Consider the following 16,630-nt stretch of genomic DNA (forward strand, 5'->3'; position numbering starts at 1 on the left):
AGCAATGAATAGTAGGGACGCCAGCATGGCGTCCCTACAATCACTTCGTTATTATCTTGCCTATTTGCTAAATAAAATTAATTTTAACCGCACTTTCTTTCTAGGAAAAAATTATGATTACCGTCTATGGCATTAAAAACTGTGATACCGTTAAAAAAGCATTGAAATGGTTAGCCGATAACAATATTGAACATCAACTCCATGATTTTCGTGTCAATGGTTTACAACAAAGTTGGCTAGAACAAGCTGAGAAACAATTTGGCTGGGAGAACTTAGTCAATAAACGTAGCACCACTTGGCGTAATTTAGATGAAGATCTGAAAAAAAATCTCAATAAAGAGACCGCACTTGAAACCTTATTAACACAACCAACCTTAATTAAACGCCCGATTATTTTACAAGAGGGCAAGGCGTTGATTGGGTTTAGTGAGGCTGAATATCAGAATATCTTTAATACATAAGAAAAAATGCAATGAATGTAAATTTTCATTGCATTTTTCATTACACCAAAATGCCTCAATTTGATTACGCATTGGTTTTTCTTAGATTTTCACATCTTTCTGCCAGCTAAATATTAATTTGCTACCAATATAAAATTGTCTTTCTGCATATTGATGACCATAAGTAATATCATTTTGCTCTAATAGGTCGATAAGTTTCTCTAATTTAGGGCGTAAGCGTTTTAAATATTCAGGTGGAATATCATAGAATAATTTTTCATTTAAGTAAAAATGAATATATTCTACTTTTCCTGTGTCAGGAATAACCGAGATGTAAGCTAATTTTTCCACTAATAGATCTACTTTTGATAGTTCATCAGTGCTTAAGTGAGTTATTTCACGAGCTTTATTCACACCTTTTCTAATCGCTTTTATTGCTAACACTACTCCAATTAAGAAAAGTCCGGCTAATCCTGCAGCTATAGCTCTAGTAAATGATTCAGCATACATGTGCTAGCCCTTTTTCAATGTTCTAGGATCTTCTCCATATTGGTTTGCTCCTTGAGTGCCTTTAGGGAACATCAAAATAAAACTAACAATAGGTAAGATTGCTAAGAATGCCCACCATGGGTTGTAATTCATATCTTTTAATCTTCTTGAGGCAAAATAAATCTGTGCAGCTATTCCACTTAAAATAAAAATACTGGGGGAATATGCCAACTTCGAAGCTATAATTATTAACCCAGATGTTAGAATGTAATAGATTGCATAATTTGTTCGATTCAGACGCATAGAAAGCTCCATTTATGATGATTGTGTTAGTCTAGGATTTTTACCATATTGGTTTTCTCCAGGGGTTCCTTTAGGAAACATCAGAATAAAACCTACAAAGGGTAATATAGTTAAAATTGCCCACCAAGGATTAGCATTCATATCTTTTAAACGTCCCGTTGCAAGATATATTTGCACACTAGTGCCAATTAATATAGCCAATCATCCTGCTTCTGGACTTAAAGCAGACAACATTACCATCACAACAGAGGCGATGATAGAACCAATAGCATAGCTTGTTCGAGTACGACGCATATAAAACTCCGTTTTATGTGTAAAAATAAAGCTATATGCTATACTTACTCCCATCTTTTTTACACAAACAATCAGGGTGAGTTTATCGCCTTTTTATCTATATCATTAAACTAAGAGAGCTATTATGGAAGTTCAAGATACAATTCGAACAATGCGAGAGCTGAATCAGCTTACTCAAGAAGAAATGGCGGAAAAATTGAATATTTCCGTTAATGGTTATTCAAAAATTGAGCGTGGCATTACCAAATTAAGTTTAGAAAAATTAGAACAGATAGCTAATATTTTTAATATTAATGTATCCGAATTATATTCAGCCAAAGAAAAAGGCTTTTTATATTTTTTCAGCGAACATAATGGTGCAAATTATTATAATGGTACAGAAAGCGTAATAAGTGAAAATGAAAGATTAAAACTAGAAGTAAAATATAAAGACGAAATTATTCAAAAACTTAACAATGAAAACCAATTATTGAAAGAAATGATTGAATTACTAAAGAACAAATGATATGAAAAACAACATTATCCAACTAGCTCAAGTGTTGATCCAACGTCCTTCCATTAGTCCAGATGATCAAGGCTGTCAACAACTCATTGCGGAACGCTTGCAAGCTGTGGGCTTTAAATTGGAATGGTTACCTTTTGGCGACACCTTGAATTTATGGGCAACCCATGGCGAAGGGAAATGCTTTGCCTTTGCAGGGCATACGGACGTTGTACCTGTGGGTGATGAAAGCCAATGGACTTATCCACCTTTTGCTGCTCAGATTGTGGATAATATACTGTATGGACGTGGTGCCGCAGATATGAAAGGTTCGTTAGCAGCGATGGTGATTGCAGCGGAAACTTTCGTTCGTAACAATCCCGATCATCAAGGCAAAATTGCTTTGTTGATTACCTCGGATGAAGAAGCCGCGGCGACTAATGGCACAGTCAAAGTGGTTGAAACTTTAATGAAACGCAATGAAGAGATCCATTATTGTGTGGTGGGCGAGCCTTCAAGTGCCAAACAGTTTGGCGATATTGTGAAAAATGGTCGCCGTGGTTCTATCACAGGGAATTTGTATATTCAAGGTGTGCAAGGTCATGTGGCATATCCTCATTTAGCGGATAATCCTGTACATAAAGCATTGAAATTCCTAGATGAATTAACCCATTATCAATGGGACCAAGGCAACGAATTTTTTCCACCTACGAGCTTGCAAATTGCCAATATTCATGCAGGCACGGGCAGTAATAATGTCATTCCTGGCGAACTCTATGTGCAATTTAACTTACGTTATTGCACCGAAGTGACTGATGAAATCATTAAAACTAAAGTAGCTGAAATGTTAGAAAAACATGAGCTAACATATCGTATAGATTGGAATTTATCAGGCAAGCCATTTTTAACGCCAGCAGGTCAATTAGTGAATGCAGCAGTTGACGCCGTAGAAAAAGTTACCAAAATAAGATCGCACTTAGATACAGGTGGAGGCACTTCAGATGCTCGTTTCATTGCCACAATGGGAGCTGAAGTGGTGGAGTTTGGACCGTTAAATAAAACTATTCACAAAGTTAATGAATGTGTCGATGTTGGTGACTTAGCCAAGTGCGGTGAGGTGTATTACAAAATTTTAGATAAATTACTTGCATAGACTTGAAATTTTAAACCAACCAAGTAAACTAAGTTCGTTATTTATTTGGGAGGACTTATGAACAATGCAATGACAATGGTGAATATTCACGAAGCAAAAACTAACCTTTCTAAAATTGTGGACGAAGTAAAAAAGCTAGGCAAGCCGATGGTTATTGCTAAAGCTGGAAAGCCACAAGTTAAAATTGTGCCGTTAGAGCAACCTGAAATTAGCACTCGTTTTGGGTTTATGACAGAACCGAGCAATATTCCTGATAATTTTGATCAGATGTATGCCGATGAAATTCAGGCATTATTTGAAGGGAACAGCTAATGAAACTTTTGCTTGATACTCATATTTTGCTATGGCTTGCATGGAATAAAAAAGAGAAATTATCCTCACAAGCTATCGCTCTATTAGAGAACTTAGAAAATGAACTCTATATCAGTATGGCGAGTTTATGGGAAATTTCGATCAAGTCTTCCCTTGGTAAACCTGATTTTTCTATTGATGTGGAAAAACTAATTGAAGGTGCAACTCGCATTGGTTGTAAAGTTTTACCTATTGAAATTACTCATATTCTAAAGCTTAATCAATTAGTAACCGTGCATAAAGATCCTTTTGATCGCTTACTACTTGCTCAAGCGGAAAGTGAAAAAATTTATTTTCTTACCGCTGATCAGCTTATCTTAAAACATTCTTCATCTTATCTTCTCAATGCAAGCGGTTAATAAAATGAATAATTTTGCAATCCTTACAGGTAAAACCCGTGAACATTTAATTTCGTTACCCAATCCTCTGTCAGATAATCATTTTTTACAGGCTGAGGCAGTAAAGGCGTTTTTAGAATTACAACAAGCGGCTAAAGCAAGGGGATTTAATTTACAGCCTGCGAGTAGTTTTCGTGATTTTGAACGCCAGCGATTAATTTGGAACGGCAAATTTTATGGCGAACGCAAGGTTCATGATGATCAAGGAAATCCTTTAGATTTGACTGCACTTGATGATTGGCAAAAGGCGAAAGCGATTTTGCGTTGGTCTGCAATGCCGGGGGCAAGCCGTCATCATTGGGGCACAGAAATTGATTTTTTCGATCCTGATTTATTGCCAAAAGGACAGAAGTTGCAGCTTGAACCTTGGGAATATCAAACGGGCGGATATTTTCAACGCTTGACTAACTGGCTATTAGTCAATGCAGAGCAGTTTGGTTTTTATTTTCCATTCTTAGAACAAGAAGATAAAAAAATTGGTCATGAACCTTGGCATTTAAGCTATTTCCCCATTGCTGATATATATCAACAACAATTTAGCCCTGATATTTTAGTGCAGGCGTGGCTGAGGGAAGAGGTTGCTGGTAAAGCGGTTTTATTAAGCCATTTAGATGAAATATTTAGCGATTTCTTGCTTTAATTTATTCTTAGCGAATCCAAATTTGTCACAATTTTAGAGGTATATATGAAAATTCAACAATTTACCCAACAAGATATTGAAATTTTGAATGAAGAAACTTTGTACAAAGGTTTTTTTCAATTAAAACGTATTCAGTTTAAACATAAGCTTTTTGCTGGCGGTGTGAGTGGTGTCGTTACACGTGAGTTGCTGTATAAAGGTGCGGCATCAGCAGTTATTGCTTATGATCCACATTTAGATAAGGTGATTTTAGTGGAACAAGTGCGTATTGGTGCGTATGATCCTAAATTAGCCTCATCTCCTTGGTTACTGGAATTAATTGCTGGTATGGTGGAAGAGGGCGAAAAACCAGAAGAAGTGGCTTTAAGAGAAAGTCAGGAAGAGGCAGGAGTAGAAGTGCGTAATCTACAACATGCATTAAGCGTTTGGGACAGCCCAGGCGGTGTGATTGAGCGTATTCATTTATTTGCTGGACAAGTGGATAGTACAAAAGCGCAAGGTATTCACGGTTTAGCCGAAGAAAGTGAAGATATTCAAGTTCATGTTGTTAGCAGAGAAGTGGCTTATCAATGGGTATGTGAGGGCAAAATTGATAATAGTATTGCGGTCATGGGATTACAATGGTTGCAACTGAATTATCAAACCTTGCAACAACAATGGTTATAAAATGTGATATAGGTTGTATTTTCTAGAAAAAAATTTATAAAAATATGATCTTGTTAACATTTTCATTATTTTTTAATGCAATTTTTTTATTAAAACAGTAATTTATAACCCGTTTGTTGTATATAAGGTGCGAATATTTTGATAAGTGCATATCAATACAATACTTCAGAGAAAGTAGTTCGTTTAATTCAGATTACCGATCCTCATTTATTTAAAGATAAAAATGGGGAGTTGCTTGGTATTAATACGCACGATAGTTTTAACCAAGTATTAACTGAGGCTTCACAGAGCCAATTTGATTATGAACTTGTTTTAGCAACAGGGGATTTAGTACAAGATAGTAGCGAGGAAGGCTATCAGTATTTTGCGAAAGCTATAAGTGCGTTACAGAAAAAAGTATTTTGGATCCCGGGCAATCATGATTTTCAACCTAAGATGTTTGATGTTTTAGGTCAATATCAAGAATATATTTGCCCGACAAAGCATGTATTGGTGGGAGATAAGTGGCAAATTTTAATGTTAGATAGCCAAGTGTCAGGTGTGCCTCATGGGCAATTAGGGCAATATCAGCTAGACTGGCTATCAGCAAAATTGAAAGATCATCCAGAACGTTATTCTTTAGTTGTTCTACATCATCATATTGTTTCCACAAACTCTGCTTGGCTAGACCAGCATAATTTGCGTAACTCATTAGATTTAATGGAAGTGTTGTCGCCATTCAGAAATGTTCGCGGGATTTTGTATGGGCATATCCATCAAGCTGTAGATACTGAATTACATGGTTATAAAATAATGGCAACACCTTCAACTTGTATTCAGTTTAAGCCAGATAGCAATAATTTTGCATTGGATACGCTACAACCTGGCTGGCGTGAAATTGAATTGTACGATGATGGACGAATTGAAACGAGAGTAAAACGAATTCAGCAAGCTACTTTTTTACCAAATATGCTGAGTGACGGATATTAATTAAGTGTTCCAGTAAAATTACAAGGTGTTTTGGACTTTTTATCAACCATTTGTCCATTACACCTTTATTTTACATATAAGTGCGGTAGAATTTTTATCTGTTTTAAGCTTGAGTTTCTGCTAATAAGCGCTGGATTAATTTAGCATTGGCTGGTGGAAATTGACCTGCATCTAGTTGTTGTTGCTCAAGCCAAAAGCCAGTTTGTCCTTCTCGTCCAAAAGGTTCACCAACCCATTGTTCTACAAGATAGAAATGAAATTGAATGATTTTAGTTGGATATTCAAAAGAAAAACGTTCAAAAAGCACCGCACTTAGTACATGAATACCTATTTCTTCTTCCAGTTCTCGAGCCAGCGCTTGTTCAGGCGTTTCATTTTGATCTACTTTTCCACCCGGAAATTCCAACGCTTGAGCAAAATCCTGTCCCTCTAATCGTTGTGTGAGATAAATTTGCCCAAACTCATTACGAATAATGCCAGCAGCAACTTGAACTATTGGTTTTGTCATTGTATTTATCCTAAAAAGAGCGGTGGAATTTTCCACCGCAATATGAATTAATATTTCGCTTTGCTACCATGGCAATGCTTATATTTTTTTCCTGAGCCACAAGGGCAAGGTTCGTTACGCCCTATTTTACGTTCTTCTTGTGTATCAGATTCTTCTTCGCTATTACCTTGATACTGCATTGCAGCTGTTTCACGCTCTGTCATTGCTTGACGAGCTTGTTCTGCAGCTTCAATTTCTTCTTGAGTACGAATTTGCACTCGGCTTAATGTGGTAATTACACTTTGTTTCAAGGTATCTAACATGTCAGTAAACATTTGGAAAGATTCTTTTTTGTACTCTTGTTTAGGATCTTTTTGCGCATAACCACGTAAATGAATACCGCGGCGCAGATGATCCATAGAAGATAAATGTTCTTTCCACAGTTCATCAAGTGTTTGTAACATCACGCCTTTTTCAAAATTGCGCATTGTTTCTGGACCTACTAATGCTTCTTTACGCTCATATTCAGCAATTGCTGCTGCAAGCACACGTTCACGCAATACATCTTCGTTGAAAGTATTTTCTTCCTCTAACCATTTACTTAATGGTAAATCAATTGCGAAATCTTGTTTCAGGCGACTTTCTAATGCTGGAATGTCCCACTGTTCTTCCAGAGATTGTGGCGGAACATATTCATCAATTACGTTATTGAAGACATCTTGGCGAATAACTTGAATGGTTTCGGCAATATCTTCATTATCAAGTAAAGCATTACGTTGCTCATAAATCGCATGACGTTGATCATTTGCCACATCGTCAAATTCCAGTAGATTTTTACGTCCATCAAAGTTATGTGCTTCAACTTTTGCTTGCGCTTGAGCAATCACTTTAGCAAGCATTTTGGACTCCATGCCTTCGCCTTTTTCGGTAAACATTTTGCGCATAAAGTTTAATTTGCCTTCAGTGAGGTAAATGCGCATTAAGGCATCATCTAAAGATAAATAGAAACGAGAAGAACCTGGATCCCCTTGTCGACCTGAACGACCTCTTAACTGGTTATCAATACGGCGCGATTCATGGCGTTCTGTACCAATAATATGTAAACCACCAGCTTGTTTTACAGTGTCATGGCGCACTTGCCATGCGGCTTTGATAGCATCAATTTGTTCTTCTGTTGGGTTATCTAGTTTAGCTACTTCAGCTTTCCAGTTACCACCTAAGACAATATCTGTACCACGACCAGCCATATTGGTTGCAATTGTTACCGCACCTGGATAACCAGCATTAGCGACAATTTCAGCTTCTTGTGCGTGGAATTTTGCATTCAGAACATTATGCTTGATGCCGGCTTTATTGAGTGCATTGGACAGTAATTCTGATTTTTCAATAGATACTGTACCCACTAAAACAGGTTGGTTACGAGCAACACAATCTTTAATATCTTCAATAATCGCTGCAAATTTGTATTCTTCATTTTCAAACATCACATCAGTGCGATCATCTCGAATCATTGGCTTATTAGTTGGGATAACGATTGTTTCTAAGCCATAAATTTGTTGAAATTCAAATGCTTCCGTATCAGCTGTTCCGGTCATACCTGCGAGTTTTTCATATAAACGGAAGTAGTTTTGATAAGTGATAGAAGCTACAGTCTGGTTTTCTCCTTGAATTTGTACGCCTTCTTTTGCTTCAATGGCTTGGTGTAAACCATCAGACCAACGGCGACCAGCCATAGTACGCCCAGTGTGTTCATCAACAATCACGATTTCGCCATTTTTCACAATGTAATCCACATCACGTTCAAACAATTTATGTGCTCGTAGTGCGGCGTAAATATGATGTAGTAATGAAATACGAGCAGGGGAATAGAGGCTTTCATTTTCATTAATAAAGCCTTTTTCCATCAACCATTGCTCAATTTTTTCTTGTCCACGCTCAGTTAAATGAGCCTGTTTATTTTTCAGATCTAAGGTAAAGTCCCCATCACCTTGATATTCTTCCGTATCTTCTTTATCTTGTTGAACAAGGATAGGAATAAGTTTATCCATTGCCATATAAAGCTCAGAGCTGTCTTCCGCTGGACCTGAAATAATTAATGGTGTGCGAGCCTCATCAATTAAAATAGAATCCACTTCATCCACTAAAGCATAATGTAAGTGTTTTTGGAACCGCTCTTGTGCTGAGTGCGCTAGGTTATCTCGTAAATAATCAAATCCTAATTCGCTATTTGTTGCATAAGTAATATCTGCGGCATAGGCTGCACGTTTTTCTTCAGGCGACAATCTAGGAACATTAACACCTACAGTCATGCCTAAAAATTCAAATAATGGGCGGTTAGTTTCTGCATCACGGCGAGCCAAATAATCATTGACAGTTACCACATGAACACCTTTTCCAGTTAAGGCATTTAAGTAACAAGGTAAAGTTGCGGTTAAGGTTTTACCTTCACCAGTACGCATTTCTGCGATGCAGCGATTATTTAAGACCATACCACCAATTAATTGCACATCGAAAGGGCGCATACCTAAAACACGTTTACTTGCCTCGCGTACAGTGGCAAAAGCTTCTGGAATTAAACTTTCTAGTTTTTCTCCATTTTGTAATCTTTCACGAAATTCAGCGGTTTTGGCACTGAGTTGTTCATCAGTTAAAGTCTCAAATTCAGCTTCTAACTTATTGATAATTCTTACTTGTTTATTTAAACGGCGTAAAATTCGGTCATTACGGCTACCAAAGATCTTTGTAACAATAGTTCTTAACATAATATTTTTCTTTTTAAATTGAATAAGTAAATTTACCTAATAACGATATTAGGCACGAGAATAAAATAATCTAGAATTTAACTGACTTTTGGACCAGCCCGAATAGGTGCTTGATAATTAAATTGCTGAACTAAAAAGAGCGGTGCAATTTCAAAGAGAATTGTGGGTTCAGCAATAGCTAGACGCAATTGCAATAATTGTTGCTGTTGTACTTGCTGAATTTTTGCTGCAGTTTGGTAAAGCTGTTGGATTACTCTCTGTTCTCTAGGATAATCACTCGCGATGTTTTGTGGCTCTAGATCTTGTGCGATAGGTAAAGTAAAGATCGCTATGACACTTAATAGCAATTGCGACCAAAAATACTGTTTACCTTTAATTAAAATCATCGTTTTATTACATCACCACAAAAATTTCTGCGTATTGTAGCGGAAATTCGCTACAATGTCATAATTCTGCGCAAAATATTAGGCTAAAACTTGGAAAATCAAGATGAGATACAGTAAACCGACTAATTTCAATGATTTATTGGAACTTTCCCCTTTAATGAAGATCATTCGAGAAACCTCGGTTTTAGATGAGTTAAATGAACAAATGCAATCCTTATTTCCTGTTGAGTTCAAAGGATTTTACCGAGTTGTAGGCTTTGATGCAGAGGCTATCTTAATTGAAGTTGTTAACGCCACCGTTCGGCAAGCTTTCCTTTTCCAACAATCACCTTTATTGCAATTAATTCAAAGCTATTATCCAAGTGTGAATAAATTGACCTTCAAGATTAATCCTGAGCTAAAACCGACTTAAAATAATTGGAGGGATTTTTTAATGAATGCTTGCACCTCAGTCAGGTTGCACTATAATAAGCGGAATTTTATTTCTGGGTTATTGAAGGGGTAAGAAAATGAGTAAACCTGTTTACAAACGTATTCTACTTAAACTGAGTGGAGAAGCATTACAAGGCGAGGAAGGGTTTGGAATTGACCCATCTATCTTAGATAGAATGGCATTAGAAATCAAAGAGTTATTAGGCATGGGCGTTGAAGTCGGTGTTGTTCTTGGTGGTGGTAATTTATTCCGTGGGGCTAAATTAGCTAAAGCTGGTATGAATCGTGTTGTTGGTGACCATATGGGAATGTTGGCAACTGTGATGAATGGTTTAGCAATGCGTGATGCATTACATCGTGCAGATGTAAATGCTAAATTAATGTCAGCTTTTCAATTAAATGGTATTTGCGATACTTATAACTGGTCAGAAGCGATCAAAATGTTGCGTGAAAAACGTGTTGTGATTTTCTCCGCTGGAACTGGTAGCCCATTCTTTACTACAGATTCTGCCGCTTGTTTACGTGGGATTGAGATTGAAGCAGATGTTGTTTTAAAGGCAACTAAAGTTGACGGTGTTTATGATTGTGATCCTGCGAAAAACCCTGATGCAGTACTCTACCACAAATTATCTTATGCTGAAGTGATTGAAAAAGAGTTACAAGTAATGGATTTAGCCGCATTTACTCTTGCTCGTGATCATAATATGCCAATTCGTGTATTTAACATGGGTAAGCCAGGTGCATTGCGTAATGTCATTTTAGGCGAAAAAGAAGGGACGTTAATTTGCGAATAGTCGCAAATTAGCACAAATTAATAACTTATTTTATTATTTTTAAAGGAATTATTGTGATTAACGAAATTAAAAAAGATACGCAACAGCGTATGGAAAAAAGCCTTGAAACATTAAAAGCACATATTGCAAAAATTCGTACGGGTCGTGCACAACCTAGTTTATTAGATGGTATTCAAGTGGAATATTATGGTTCGCCAACACCTTTACGCCAAGTTGCCAACGTAGTAGCTGAAGATGCTCGTACTCTAGCTGTAACTGTGTTTGATCGTTCATTAATTGGTGCAGTAGAAAAAGCAATTTTAACCTCAGATTTAGGCTTAAACCCATCTTCTGCGGGTACCACAATTCGTGTACCACTTCCGCCATTAACAGAAGAACGCCGCCGTGATTTAATTAAAATTGTTAAAGGCGAAGGGGAGCAAGGTAAAATTGCAATCCGTAACGTACGCCGTGATGCTAATGATCAAATCAAAGCATTATTAAAAGACAAAGAAATCAGTGAAGATGAAGAGCGTAAAGCACAGGATGAAATCCAAAAAATCACAGATACTTTTGTGAAAAAAGTTGATGAAGTCTTAGCTGATAAAGAAAAAGAATTACTTGATTTCTAATTCTATTAAATTCGCGAAAACGCAGTTTTTACTGCGTTTTTTATTATATAGTTGATAAATTTCAATCCTCATTCCTATATGAACAATAAACAAAAACTGGTCATTCTTGGTTCTACTGGCTCTATTGGTACTAGCACACTTTCCGTTATTGAACAAAACCCTGAACAATATCAAGCCTTTGCCTTGGTTGGCGGAAAAAATGTAGATCTTATGTTGCAACAAAGTATCAAATTCCAACCACAATTTGTGGCAATGGACGATGACAGTGCGGCGAAAAATTTGCGAGAAAAATTGACCGCACTTGGTAGCAAAACAGAAGTATTGAGTGGACAAAAAGCCATTTGCGATCTTGCTGCTCACCCAGATGCCGATCAAGTGATGGCCGCTATTGTTGGTGCAGCAGGCTTATTGCCGACATTATCCGCGATACAGGCGGGCAAACGGGTGTTATTGGCAAATAAAGAGTCTTTAGTTACTTGTGGCAAAATTTTTATTGACGAAGTGCAGAAAAATAAGGCTCAACTTTTGCCCGTTGATAGCGAACATAATGCGATTTTCCAATCGCTACCGCCACAAGCTCAGCAACAAATAGGTTTTTGTCCATTGCAACGGCTAGGGATCAGTAAAATTGTGCTAACAGGATCTGGCGGTCCTTTCCGCTATACAGAATTGTCGGAATTTGAACATATTACGCCAGAGCAAGCAGTGGCTCATCCAAATTGGTCGATGGGTAAAAAAATCTCGGTAGACAGTGCCACTATGATGAACAAAGGCTTGGAATATATTGAGGCTCGTTGGCTGTTTAATGCCTGTGCCGATGAAATGGAAGTGATTGTACATCCGCAATCTATTATTCATTCTATGGTGCGTTATATTGATGGTTCTGTAATTGCTCAAATGGGAAATCCTGATATGCGAACCCCTATCGCAGAAACCATGGCATATCCAAACCGCACTTTTGCGGGTGTGGCGCCATTGGACTTTTATCAATTAAATGGATTGACTTTCTTAAAGCCTGACTACCAGCGTTATCCTTGCTTAAAATTAGCCATAGATGCCTTTGCAGCAGGGCAATATGCCACAACTGCGTTAAATGCCGCTAATGAGATTGCGGTGGAAGCATTTTTGAATAGACAAATCAAATTTACCGAGATTGCTCAAATTAACACTGCAGTTGTCGAAAAAATGGAAAGCCAAGCCATTACCTGTATAGAAGATGTATTGCTGGTGGATAAGCAAGCGAGAAAATTGGCGAAGGAATTTATTTTAGGAGCATAGTATGGCTGATCCACATATTAAATCACCGATGGATTTTTGGGATTATTTAACGGTTATTTTATATCGCTGTGGTTTTGTTTTAGCCGCAATAATGACCGCACTTTTATCTTACAAGCCAGAAATTGCACAGTATGGAATACTGATTGCAGCAGTTCTATGCGCTTCTTCTTTACGTATTTACTTAAAGCATATTCGTTTGTTATTGCAAATGGCGACGTGGATTGCGTTAATTTGCCAAGCGCTTAATTTTCCTGAACTTGCACTAGGTGGAGCATTGTTAACTTTAGGCGGGCTGGCTTTTAAAGAATATTTTTGTTTTCGGATTTTTGCTTTGAATTTGCAGCCCTTGTTTGTTGCAGGGCTTTGGTTCAGCATACAATTTAATTTGAGTTATGCGGTTTATGTCTTATCTGTTATAAGTGCGGTGCTTTTTCTCATAGTTTCTATTCAAAAATGGAGAATGCCGTTGCATTTTGATATTGGCGATAAAACCAAATATCAAATTTAGTGCGGTAAGAATAAAAGTATAGTGATGTTGTTTACTGATAAAAAGTAAGGAACGAAGCTATACTTTCATGATGAATTAAAGGGCGGTCTTTTCTCTCTTTGCTTTCCTTTTCATAGCAAGCCATATTAACTTATGGTATATTCACACCCAAATTTTACCTTGATAAAAATCGATTTAATCATGACAGAGTTAGCGTTAAATTTAGACAACATTCCTCAGCATGTTGCTATTATCATGGATGGCAATGGGCGTTGGGCAAAACAACAGGGAAAGATGCGCATTTTTGGACATAAGAATGGGATTAAGGCAGTTCGCGAGTCTGTTTCTTATGCGAGAAAAATGGGGATTAAAGTACTTACTTTGTATGCCTTTAGTAGCGAAAATTGGAGCCGTCCTGAAAATGAAGTTAATGCTTTGATGTCCTTGTTTATGCAAGCCTTAGATTTTGAAGTAAAAAAATTGCACAAAAATAATATTAAATTAAAAATTATTGGTGATGTTTCAGGATTTAATGTCGGTTTGCAAGAGAAAATTCAAAAAGCCGAAAAATTAACTGAAAATAATACCGCACTTATCTTAAATATTGCGGCAAATTATGGTGGTTGCTGGGATATAGTGCAAGCAACACGCCAGTTAGCGCAATTAGTTAAAGAGGATAAGTTGCACATTGACGATATTAATGGGCAAATTTTTCAAGAGTATTTAGCAACAGGTTCACAACCGCAAGTAGATTTATTGATTAGAACCAGTGGTGAGCAACGTATAAGCAATTTTTTGTTGTGGCAAATTGCTTATGCTGAGCTGTATTTTACCGATACCTTGTGGCCAGATTTCAATGAACAAGAATTTAATCAAGCAGTATTAGCTTATCAACAACGTAATCGCCGTTTTGGTGGTTCTGAATAATGGAGAAACAGTTGTGCTTAAAGAACGAGTATTGTCAGCTATTGTATTAATTGCGGTGGTTTTAGCAGCATTATTATGGTTTTCGCCTTTTTATTTTGCTTTAGCTCTTGGCGTTGTTGTTACCTTAGGTATTTGGGAATGGACCCAATTTGGGCTAATTAAACAAGGTTTTTGGCGTTTATTGATTGCTGGGCTATCTGGTGCTTTTATCTTTTTATGGGTTTTTGGCGAGGCTCATCTTTTAGATGTTGGTCGAGTGTTTGAAAGTTATGCAGAGCCTTTATTATTAGTTGCTGTTATTTGGTGGTTAGTCGCTTTATTTTTTGTTATTCGTTACCCTTCCTCTGCAAAAATTTGGGCTAAATCTTCTTTTCTACAACTTATTTTCGCATTCTGTACTTTAGTGCCTTTTTTTGTCGCTGTATTACGTTTACGCTTGGATAATTATGCTTCTAATCATTACCATGGTTTAATGTTATTGCTTTATGTCTTTATTTTAGTCTGGGCAGCCGACTCAGGCGCATATTTTGCAGGTAGAGCATTTGGTAAACATAAATTAGCGCCAAAAGTTTCCCCAGGAAAAACTTGGCAAGGGGTTTTTGGCGGGCTAATTACGGCAGGAGTTTTAGCCGCACTTTTCATTCATTTTGCTCCAGTAGATCTTTTTACTGTAGAAAGAACGCCTTTTATTTTGTTATCTGTTGCTACGGTAGCTATTTCTGTATTGGGCGATTTAACGGAAAGTATGTTTAAACGTGAGAGCGGTATTAAAGACAGCAGTCAATTAATTCATGGTCATGGTGGGATTTTAGATCGTATTGATAGTTTAACTGCTGCAGTACCGTTTTTTGCTTATTTCTATTTTTATTGTTTATAGAGATTATTATGTCATTTCTTTGGTCTTTAGGTTCTTTTCTTATTGTTATTGGTGTACTAGTTTCAGTGCATGAGTACGGTCATTTTTGGGCAGCACGAAAGTGCGGTATTAAAGTTCATCGTTTTTCTATTGGTTTTGGTAAAGTTGTGTGGTCGAGAGTGGATAAGCATGGCACAGAGTTTGCTGTATCTGTAATCCCTCTGGGCGGCTATGTGAAAATGTTGGATGAACGCAATGAAGAAGTGCCTGAAAACTTAAAGTCACAAGCTTTTAACAATAAATCCATTTTACAGCGTGCTTTTGTGATTGCAGCTGGACCAATAGCCAATTTCCTTTTTGCTGTTTTAGCCTATATGATGGTTTATTCTATTGGTATTCCCAGTGTGAAACCTGTGATTGCTGAAATTACACCTCATTCTTTGGCCGAAAAAGCTGGAATTGAGCCTTACTCACAGATTACGGCAATTGATGGTACGTCAACGCCAGACTGGGAAAGCATCAATATGGTACTTGCAACTAAAATGGGTGATGAACAGGTAACGTTAACGCTTTTAGCACCTTCTGCAACAAATATTGAGCAAAATAAGGTTTTAGATTTATCCGAATGGCGTTTCGATCCAGAACAAGAAACTGCTTTTGGTGCATTAGGTATCGTTCTTGTGCGAACTAAAATTGAATTGACCTTGTCTAAGGTCGCTGATAATTCTCCTGCACAACAAGCAGGTTTATTGGTGGGCGATCAAATTTATTATCAAAATGAGCCAATGAAATGGCGTGATTTTATTAATTTTGTTAATAAAGGAGATAGCTTTGATATTCAAGTATTACGCAGTGGAGAATTCTTCGATAAAGTAATTACCCCTACTCTGAATGAAAAAGGGAAATGGTTTGTCGGTGTAGCGCCAACCGTTCATCCTCTTAGCGATGAGTATCGGACAGAATTAAAATATGGCTTTTTTGATGCCTTTATCAAAGGTGTTGAGAAAACTTATCAATTGAGTAAATTAACCATTCAAGTTATTGGTAAGTTGTTTACAGGGGATCTCTCGGCTAAAAATTTAAGTGGTCCAATTTCCATTGCTAAGGGCGCAGGAGCTTCTTCTGAAATTGGTTTTGTGTATTACCTTAGTTTTATGGCATTGATTAGTGTTAATTTAGGTGTTATGAATTTGTTTCCATTGCCTGTATTAGACGGTGGTCATCTACTTTTCTTAGCTATCGAAAGAGTAAAAGGTAGTCCTTTATCAGAGCGTATGCAGAATTTTGCTTATAGAATTGGAGCAGGATTATTGCTTATATTAACAATATTTGTATTGTTTAATGATTTTTTACGTTTATAATCGTTAAGTTTTTACTTAACTCATAAACAGACTTTAGATAATTCTTTATTACAGGATAGAACTAA

Annotated in this window: 22 protein-coding genes; 16 read left to right on the forward strand and 6 right to left on the reverse strand. The window is 37.0% G+C overall.

Features of this window, described 5'->3' with window-relative positions; translation table 11 throughout:
- Positions 1–113 precede the first annotated feature (113 nt).
- The gene (locus B0186_RS06660; RefSeq protein ID WP_078218598.1) at positions 114–461 is read left to right on the forward strand and encodes an ArsC family reductase; all 348 of its coding nucleotides are present in this window, start codon (positions 114–116) and stop codon (positions 459–461) included.
- A gap of 81 nt (positions 462–542) precedes the next feature.
- Here the strand turns inward: B0186_RS06660 and B0186_RS06665 are convergent, their stop codons facing one another.
- Genes B0186_RS06665 through B0186_RS06675 form a run of 3 tightly spaced genes read right to left on the reverse strand, consistent with a single transcriptional unit; the run spans position 543 to position 1,433 of the window.
- Positions 543–950: a hypothetical protein gene (locus B0186_RS06665; protein ID WP_078218599.1), complete on the reverse strand. Its 408-nt coding sequence runs from the start codon at positions 948–950 to the stop codon at positions 543–545.
- Positions 951–953: 3 nt separating this feature from the next.
- Entirely contained in the window at positions 954–1,232 is a 279-nt protein-coding gene (locus tag B0186_RS06670) for a DUF805 domain-containing protein (RefSeq protein WP_158077968.1), read from the reverse strand.
- Positions 1,233–1,244: 12 nt separating this feature from the next.
- Positions 1,245–1,433 (reverse strand): DUF805 domain-containing protein, encoded by a 189-nt coding sequence (locus tag B0186_RS06675; RefSeq protein ID WP_078218601.1) that lies wholly within the window; start codon positions 1,431–1,433, stop codon positions 1,245–1,247.
- Between the two features lie 217 nt (positions 1,434–1,650).
- Between B0186_RS06675 and B0186_RS06680 the strand changes: the two genes are divergently transcribed.
- The 7 genes from B0186_RS06680 (at position 1,651) to cpdA (ending at position 6,184) form a co-directional block, all read left to right on the forward strand.
- Complete coding sequence (locus B0186_RS06680; RefSeq protein ID WP_078218602.1) at positions 1,651–2,031, forward strand: helix-turn-helix domain-containing protein; 381 nt, start codon at positions 1,651–1,653, stop codon at positions 2,029–2,031.
- 1 nt (position 2,032) lies between these two features.
- Positions 2,033–3,160: a succinyl-diaminopimelate desuccinylase gene (dapE, locus tag B0186_RS06685; RefSeq protein ID WP_078218603.1), complete on the forward strand. Its 1,128-nt coding sequence runs from the start codon at positions 2,033–2,035 to the stop codon at positions 3,158–3,160.
- Positions 3,161–3,217: 57 nt separating this feature from the next.
- On the forward strand, positions 3,218–3,472 hold the full coding sequence (locus B0186_RS06690) for a type II toxin-antitoxin system Phd/YefM family antitoxin (protein ID WP_211272423.1): 255 nt from the start codon (positions 3,218–3,220) through the stop codon (positions 3,470–3,472).
- Positions 3,472–3,870: a type II toxin-antitoxin system VapC family toxin gene (locus B0186_RS06695; RefSeq protein WP_078218604.1), complete on the forward strand. Its 399-nt coding sequence runs from the start codon at positions 3,472–3,474 to the stop codon at positions 3,868–3,870. Before B0186_RS06690 ends, B0186_RS06695 begins: the two co-directional genes overlap by 1 nt.
- Positions 3,871–3,874: 4 nt before the next feature.
- Entirely contained in the window at positions 3,875–4,549 is a 675-nt protein-coding gene (locus B0186_RS06700) for a M15 family metallopeptidase (RefSeq protein WP_115072784.1), read from the forward strand.
- Positions 4,550–4,594: 45 nt separating this feature from the next.
- A complete protein-coding gene (gene nudF, locus B0186_RS06705) occupies positions 4,595–5,215 on the forward strand; it encodes an ADP-ribose diphosphatase (RefSeq protein ID WP_078218606.1) in 621 nt (206 codons plus the stop codon).
- Positions 5,216–5,353: 138 nt separating this feature from the next.
- Positions 5,354–6,184 carry a 3',5'-cyclic-AMP phosphodiesterase gene (gene cpdA / locus B0186_RS06710; RefSeq protein ID WP_078218607.1) on the forward strand — a complete coding sequence of 277 codons (831 nt, stop codon included), beginning with the start codon at positions 5,354–5,356 and terminating at the stop codon, positions 6,182–6,184.
- Between the two features lie 103 nt (positions 6,185–6,287).
- Here the strand turns inward: cpdA and mutT are convergent, their stop codons facing one another.
- The 3 genes from mutT to secM all read right to left on the reverse strand — a co-directional run bounded on the left by mutT (position 6,288) and on the right by secM (position 9,819).
- A complete protein-coding gene (mutT, locus tag B0186_RS06715) occupies positions 6,288–6,692 on the reverse strand; it encodes an 8-oxo-dGTP diphosphatase MutT (RefSeq protein ID WP_078218608.1) in 405 nt (134 codons plus the stop codon).
- A 47-nt stretch (positions 6,693–6,739) separates the two neighbouring features.
- On the reverse strand, positions 6,740–9,433 hold the full coding sequence (gene secA, locus B0186_RS06720; protein ID WP_078218609.1) for a preprotein translocase subunit SecA: 2,694 nt from the start codon (positions 9,431–9,433) through the stop codon (positions 6,740–6,742).
- Positions 9,434–9,510: 77 nt separating this feature from the next.
- Entirely contained in the window at positions 9,511–9,819 is a 309-nt protein-coding gene (gene secM / locus B0186_RS06725; RefSeq protein ID WP_078218610.1) for a secA translation cis-regulator SecM, read from the reverse strand.
- A gap of 103 nt (positions 9,820–9,922) precedes the next feature.
- Between secM and B0186_RS06730 the strand changes: the two genes are divergently transcribed.
- The 8 genes from B0186_RS06730 to rseP all read left to right on the forward strand — a co-directional run bounded on the left by B0186_RS06730 (position 9,923) and on the right by rseP (position 16,565).
- Positions 9,923–10,231, forward strand: a complete 309-nt coding sequence (locus tag B0186_RS06730; RefSeq protein ID WP_078218611.1) for a DciA family protein — start codon at positions 9,923–9,925, stop codon at positions 10,229–10,231.
- A gap of 97 nt (positions 10,232–10,328) precedes the next feature.
- On the forward strand, positions 10,329–11,045 hold the full coding sequence (gene pyrH / locus B0186_RS06735) for a UMP kinase (protein ID WP_078218612.1): 717 nt from the start codon (positions 10,329–10,331) through the stop codon (positions 11,043–11,045).
- A 53-nt stretch (positions 11,046–11,098) separates the two neighbouring features.
- On the forward strand, positions 11,099–11,656 hold the full coding sequence (frr, locus tag B0186_RS06740) for a ribosome recycling factor (RefSeq protein WP_078218613.1): 558 nt from the start codon (positions 11,099–11,101) through the stop codon (positions 11,654–11,656).
- Between the two features lie 78 nt (positions 11,657–11,734).
- On the forward strand, positions 11,735–12,934 hold the full coding sequence (gene ispC, locus B0186_RS06745; protein ID WP_078218614.1) for a 1-deoxy-D-xylulose-5-phosphate reductoisomerase: 1,200 nt from the start codon (positions 11,735–11,737) through the stop codon (positions 12,932–12,934).
- A 1-nt stretch (position 12,935) separates the two neighbouring features.
- Positions 12,936–13,442: a DUF2301 domain-containing membrane protein gene (locus B0186_RS06750; protein ID WP_078218615.1), complete on the forward strand. Its 507-nt coding sequence runs from the start codon at positions 12,936–12,938 to the stop codon at positions 13,440–13,442.
- Positions 13,443–13,622: 180 nt separating this feature from the next.
- Positions 13,623–14,348 (forward strand): polyprenyl diphosphate synthase, encoded by a 726-nt coding sequence (gene uppS, locus B0186_RS06755; RefSeq protein WP_078218683.1) that lies wholly within the window; start codon positions 13,623–13,625, stop codon positions 14,346–14,348.
- Between the two features lie 13 nt (positions 14,349–14,361).
- Complete coding sequence (locus tag B0186_RS06760; protein ID WP_078218616.1) at positions 14,362–15,225, forward strand: phosphatidate cytidylyltransferase; 864 nt, start codon at positions 14,362–14,364, stop codon at positions 15,223–15,225.
- Between the two features lie 8 nt (positions 15,226–15,233).
- Positions 15,234–16,565: a sigma E protease regulator RseP gene (gene rseP / locus B0186_RS06765; RefSeq protein ID WP_078218617.1), complete on the forward strand. Its 1,332-nt coding sequence runs from the start codon at positions 15,234–15,236 to the stop codon at positions 16,563–16,565.
- Positions 16,566–16,630 lie beyond the last annotated feature (65 nt).

This window comes from Canicola haemoglobinophilus, assembly GCF_002015075.1.
Classification (GTDB): Bacteria; Pseudomonadota; Gammaproteobacteria; order Enterobacterales; family Pasteurellaceae; genus Canicola; species Canicola haemoglobinophilus.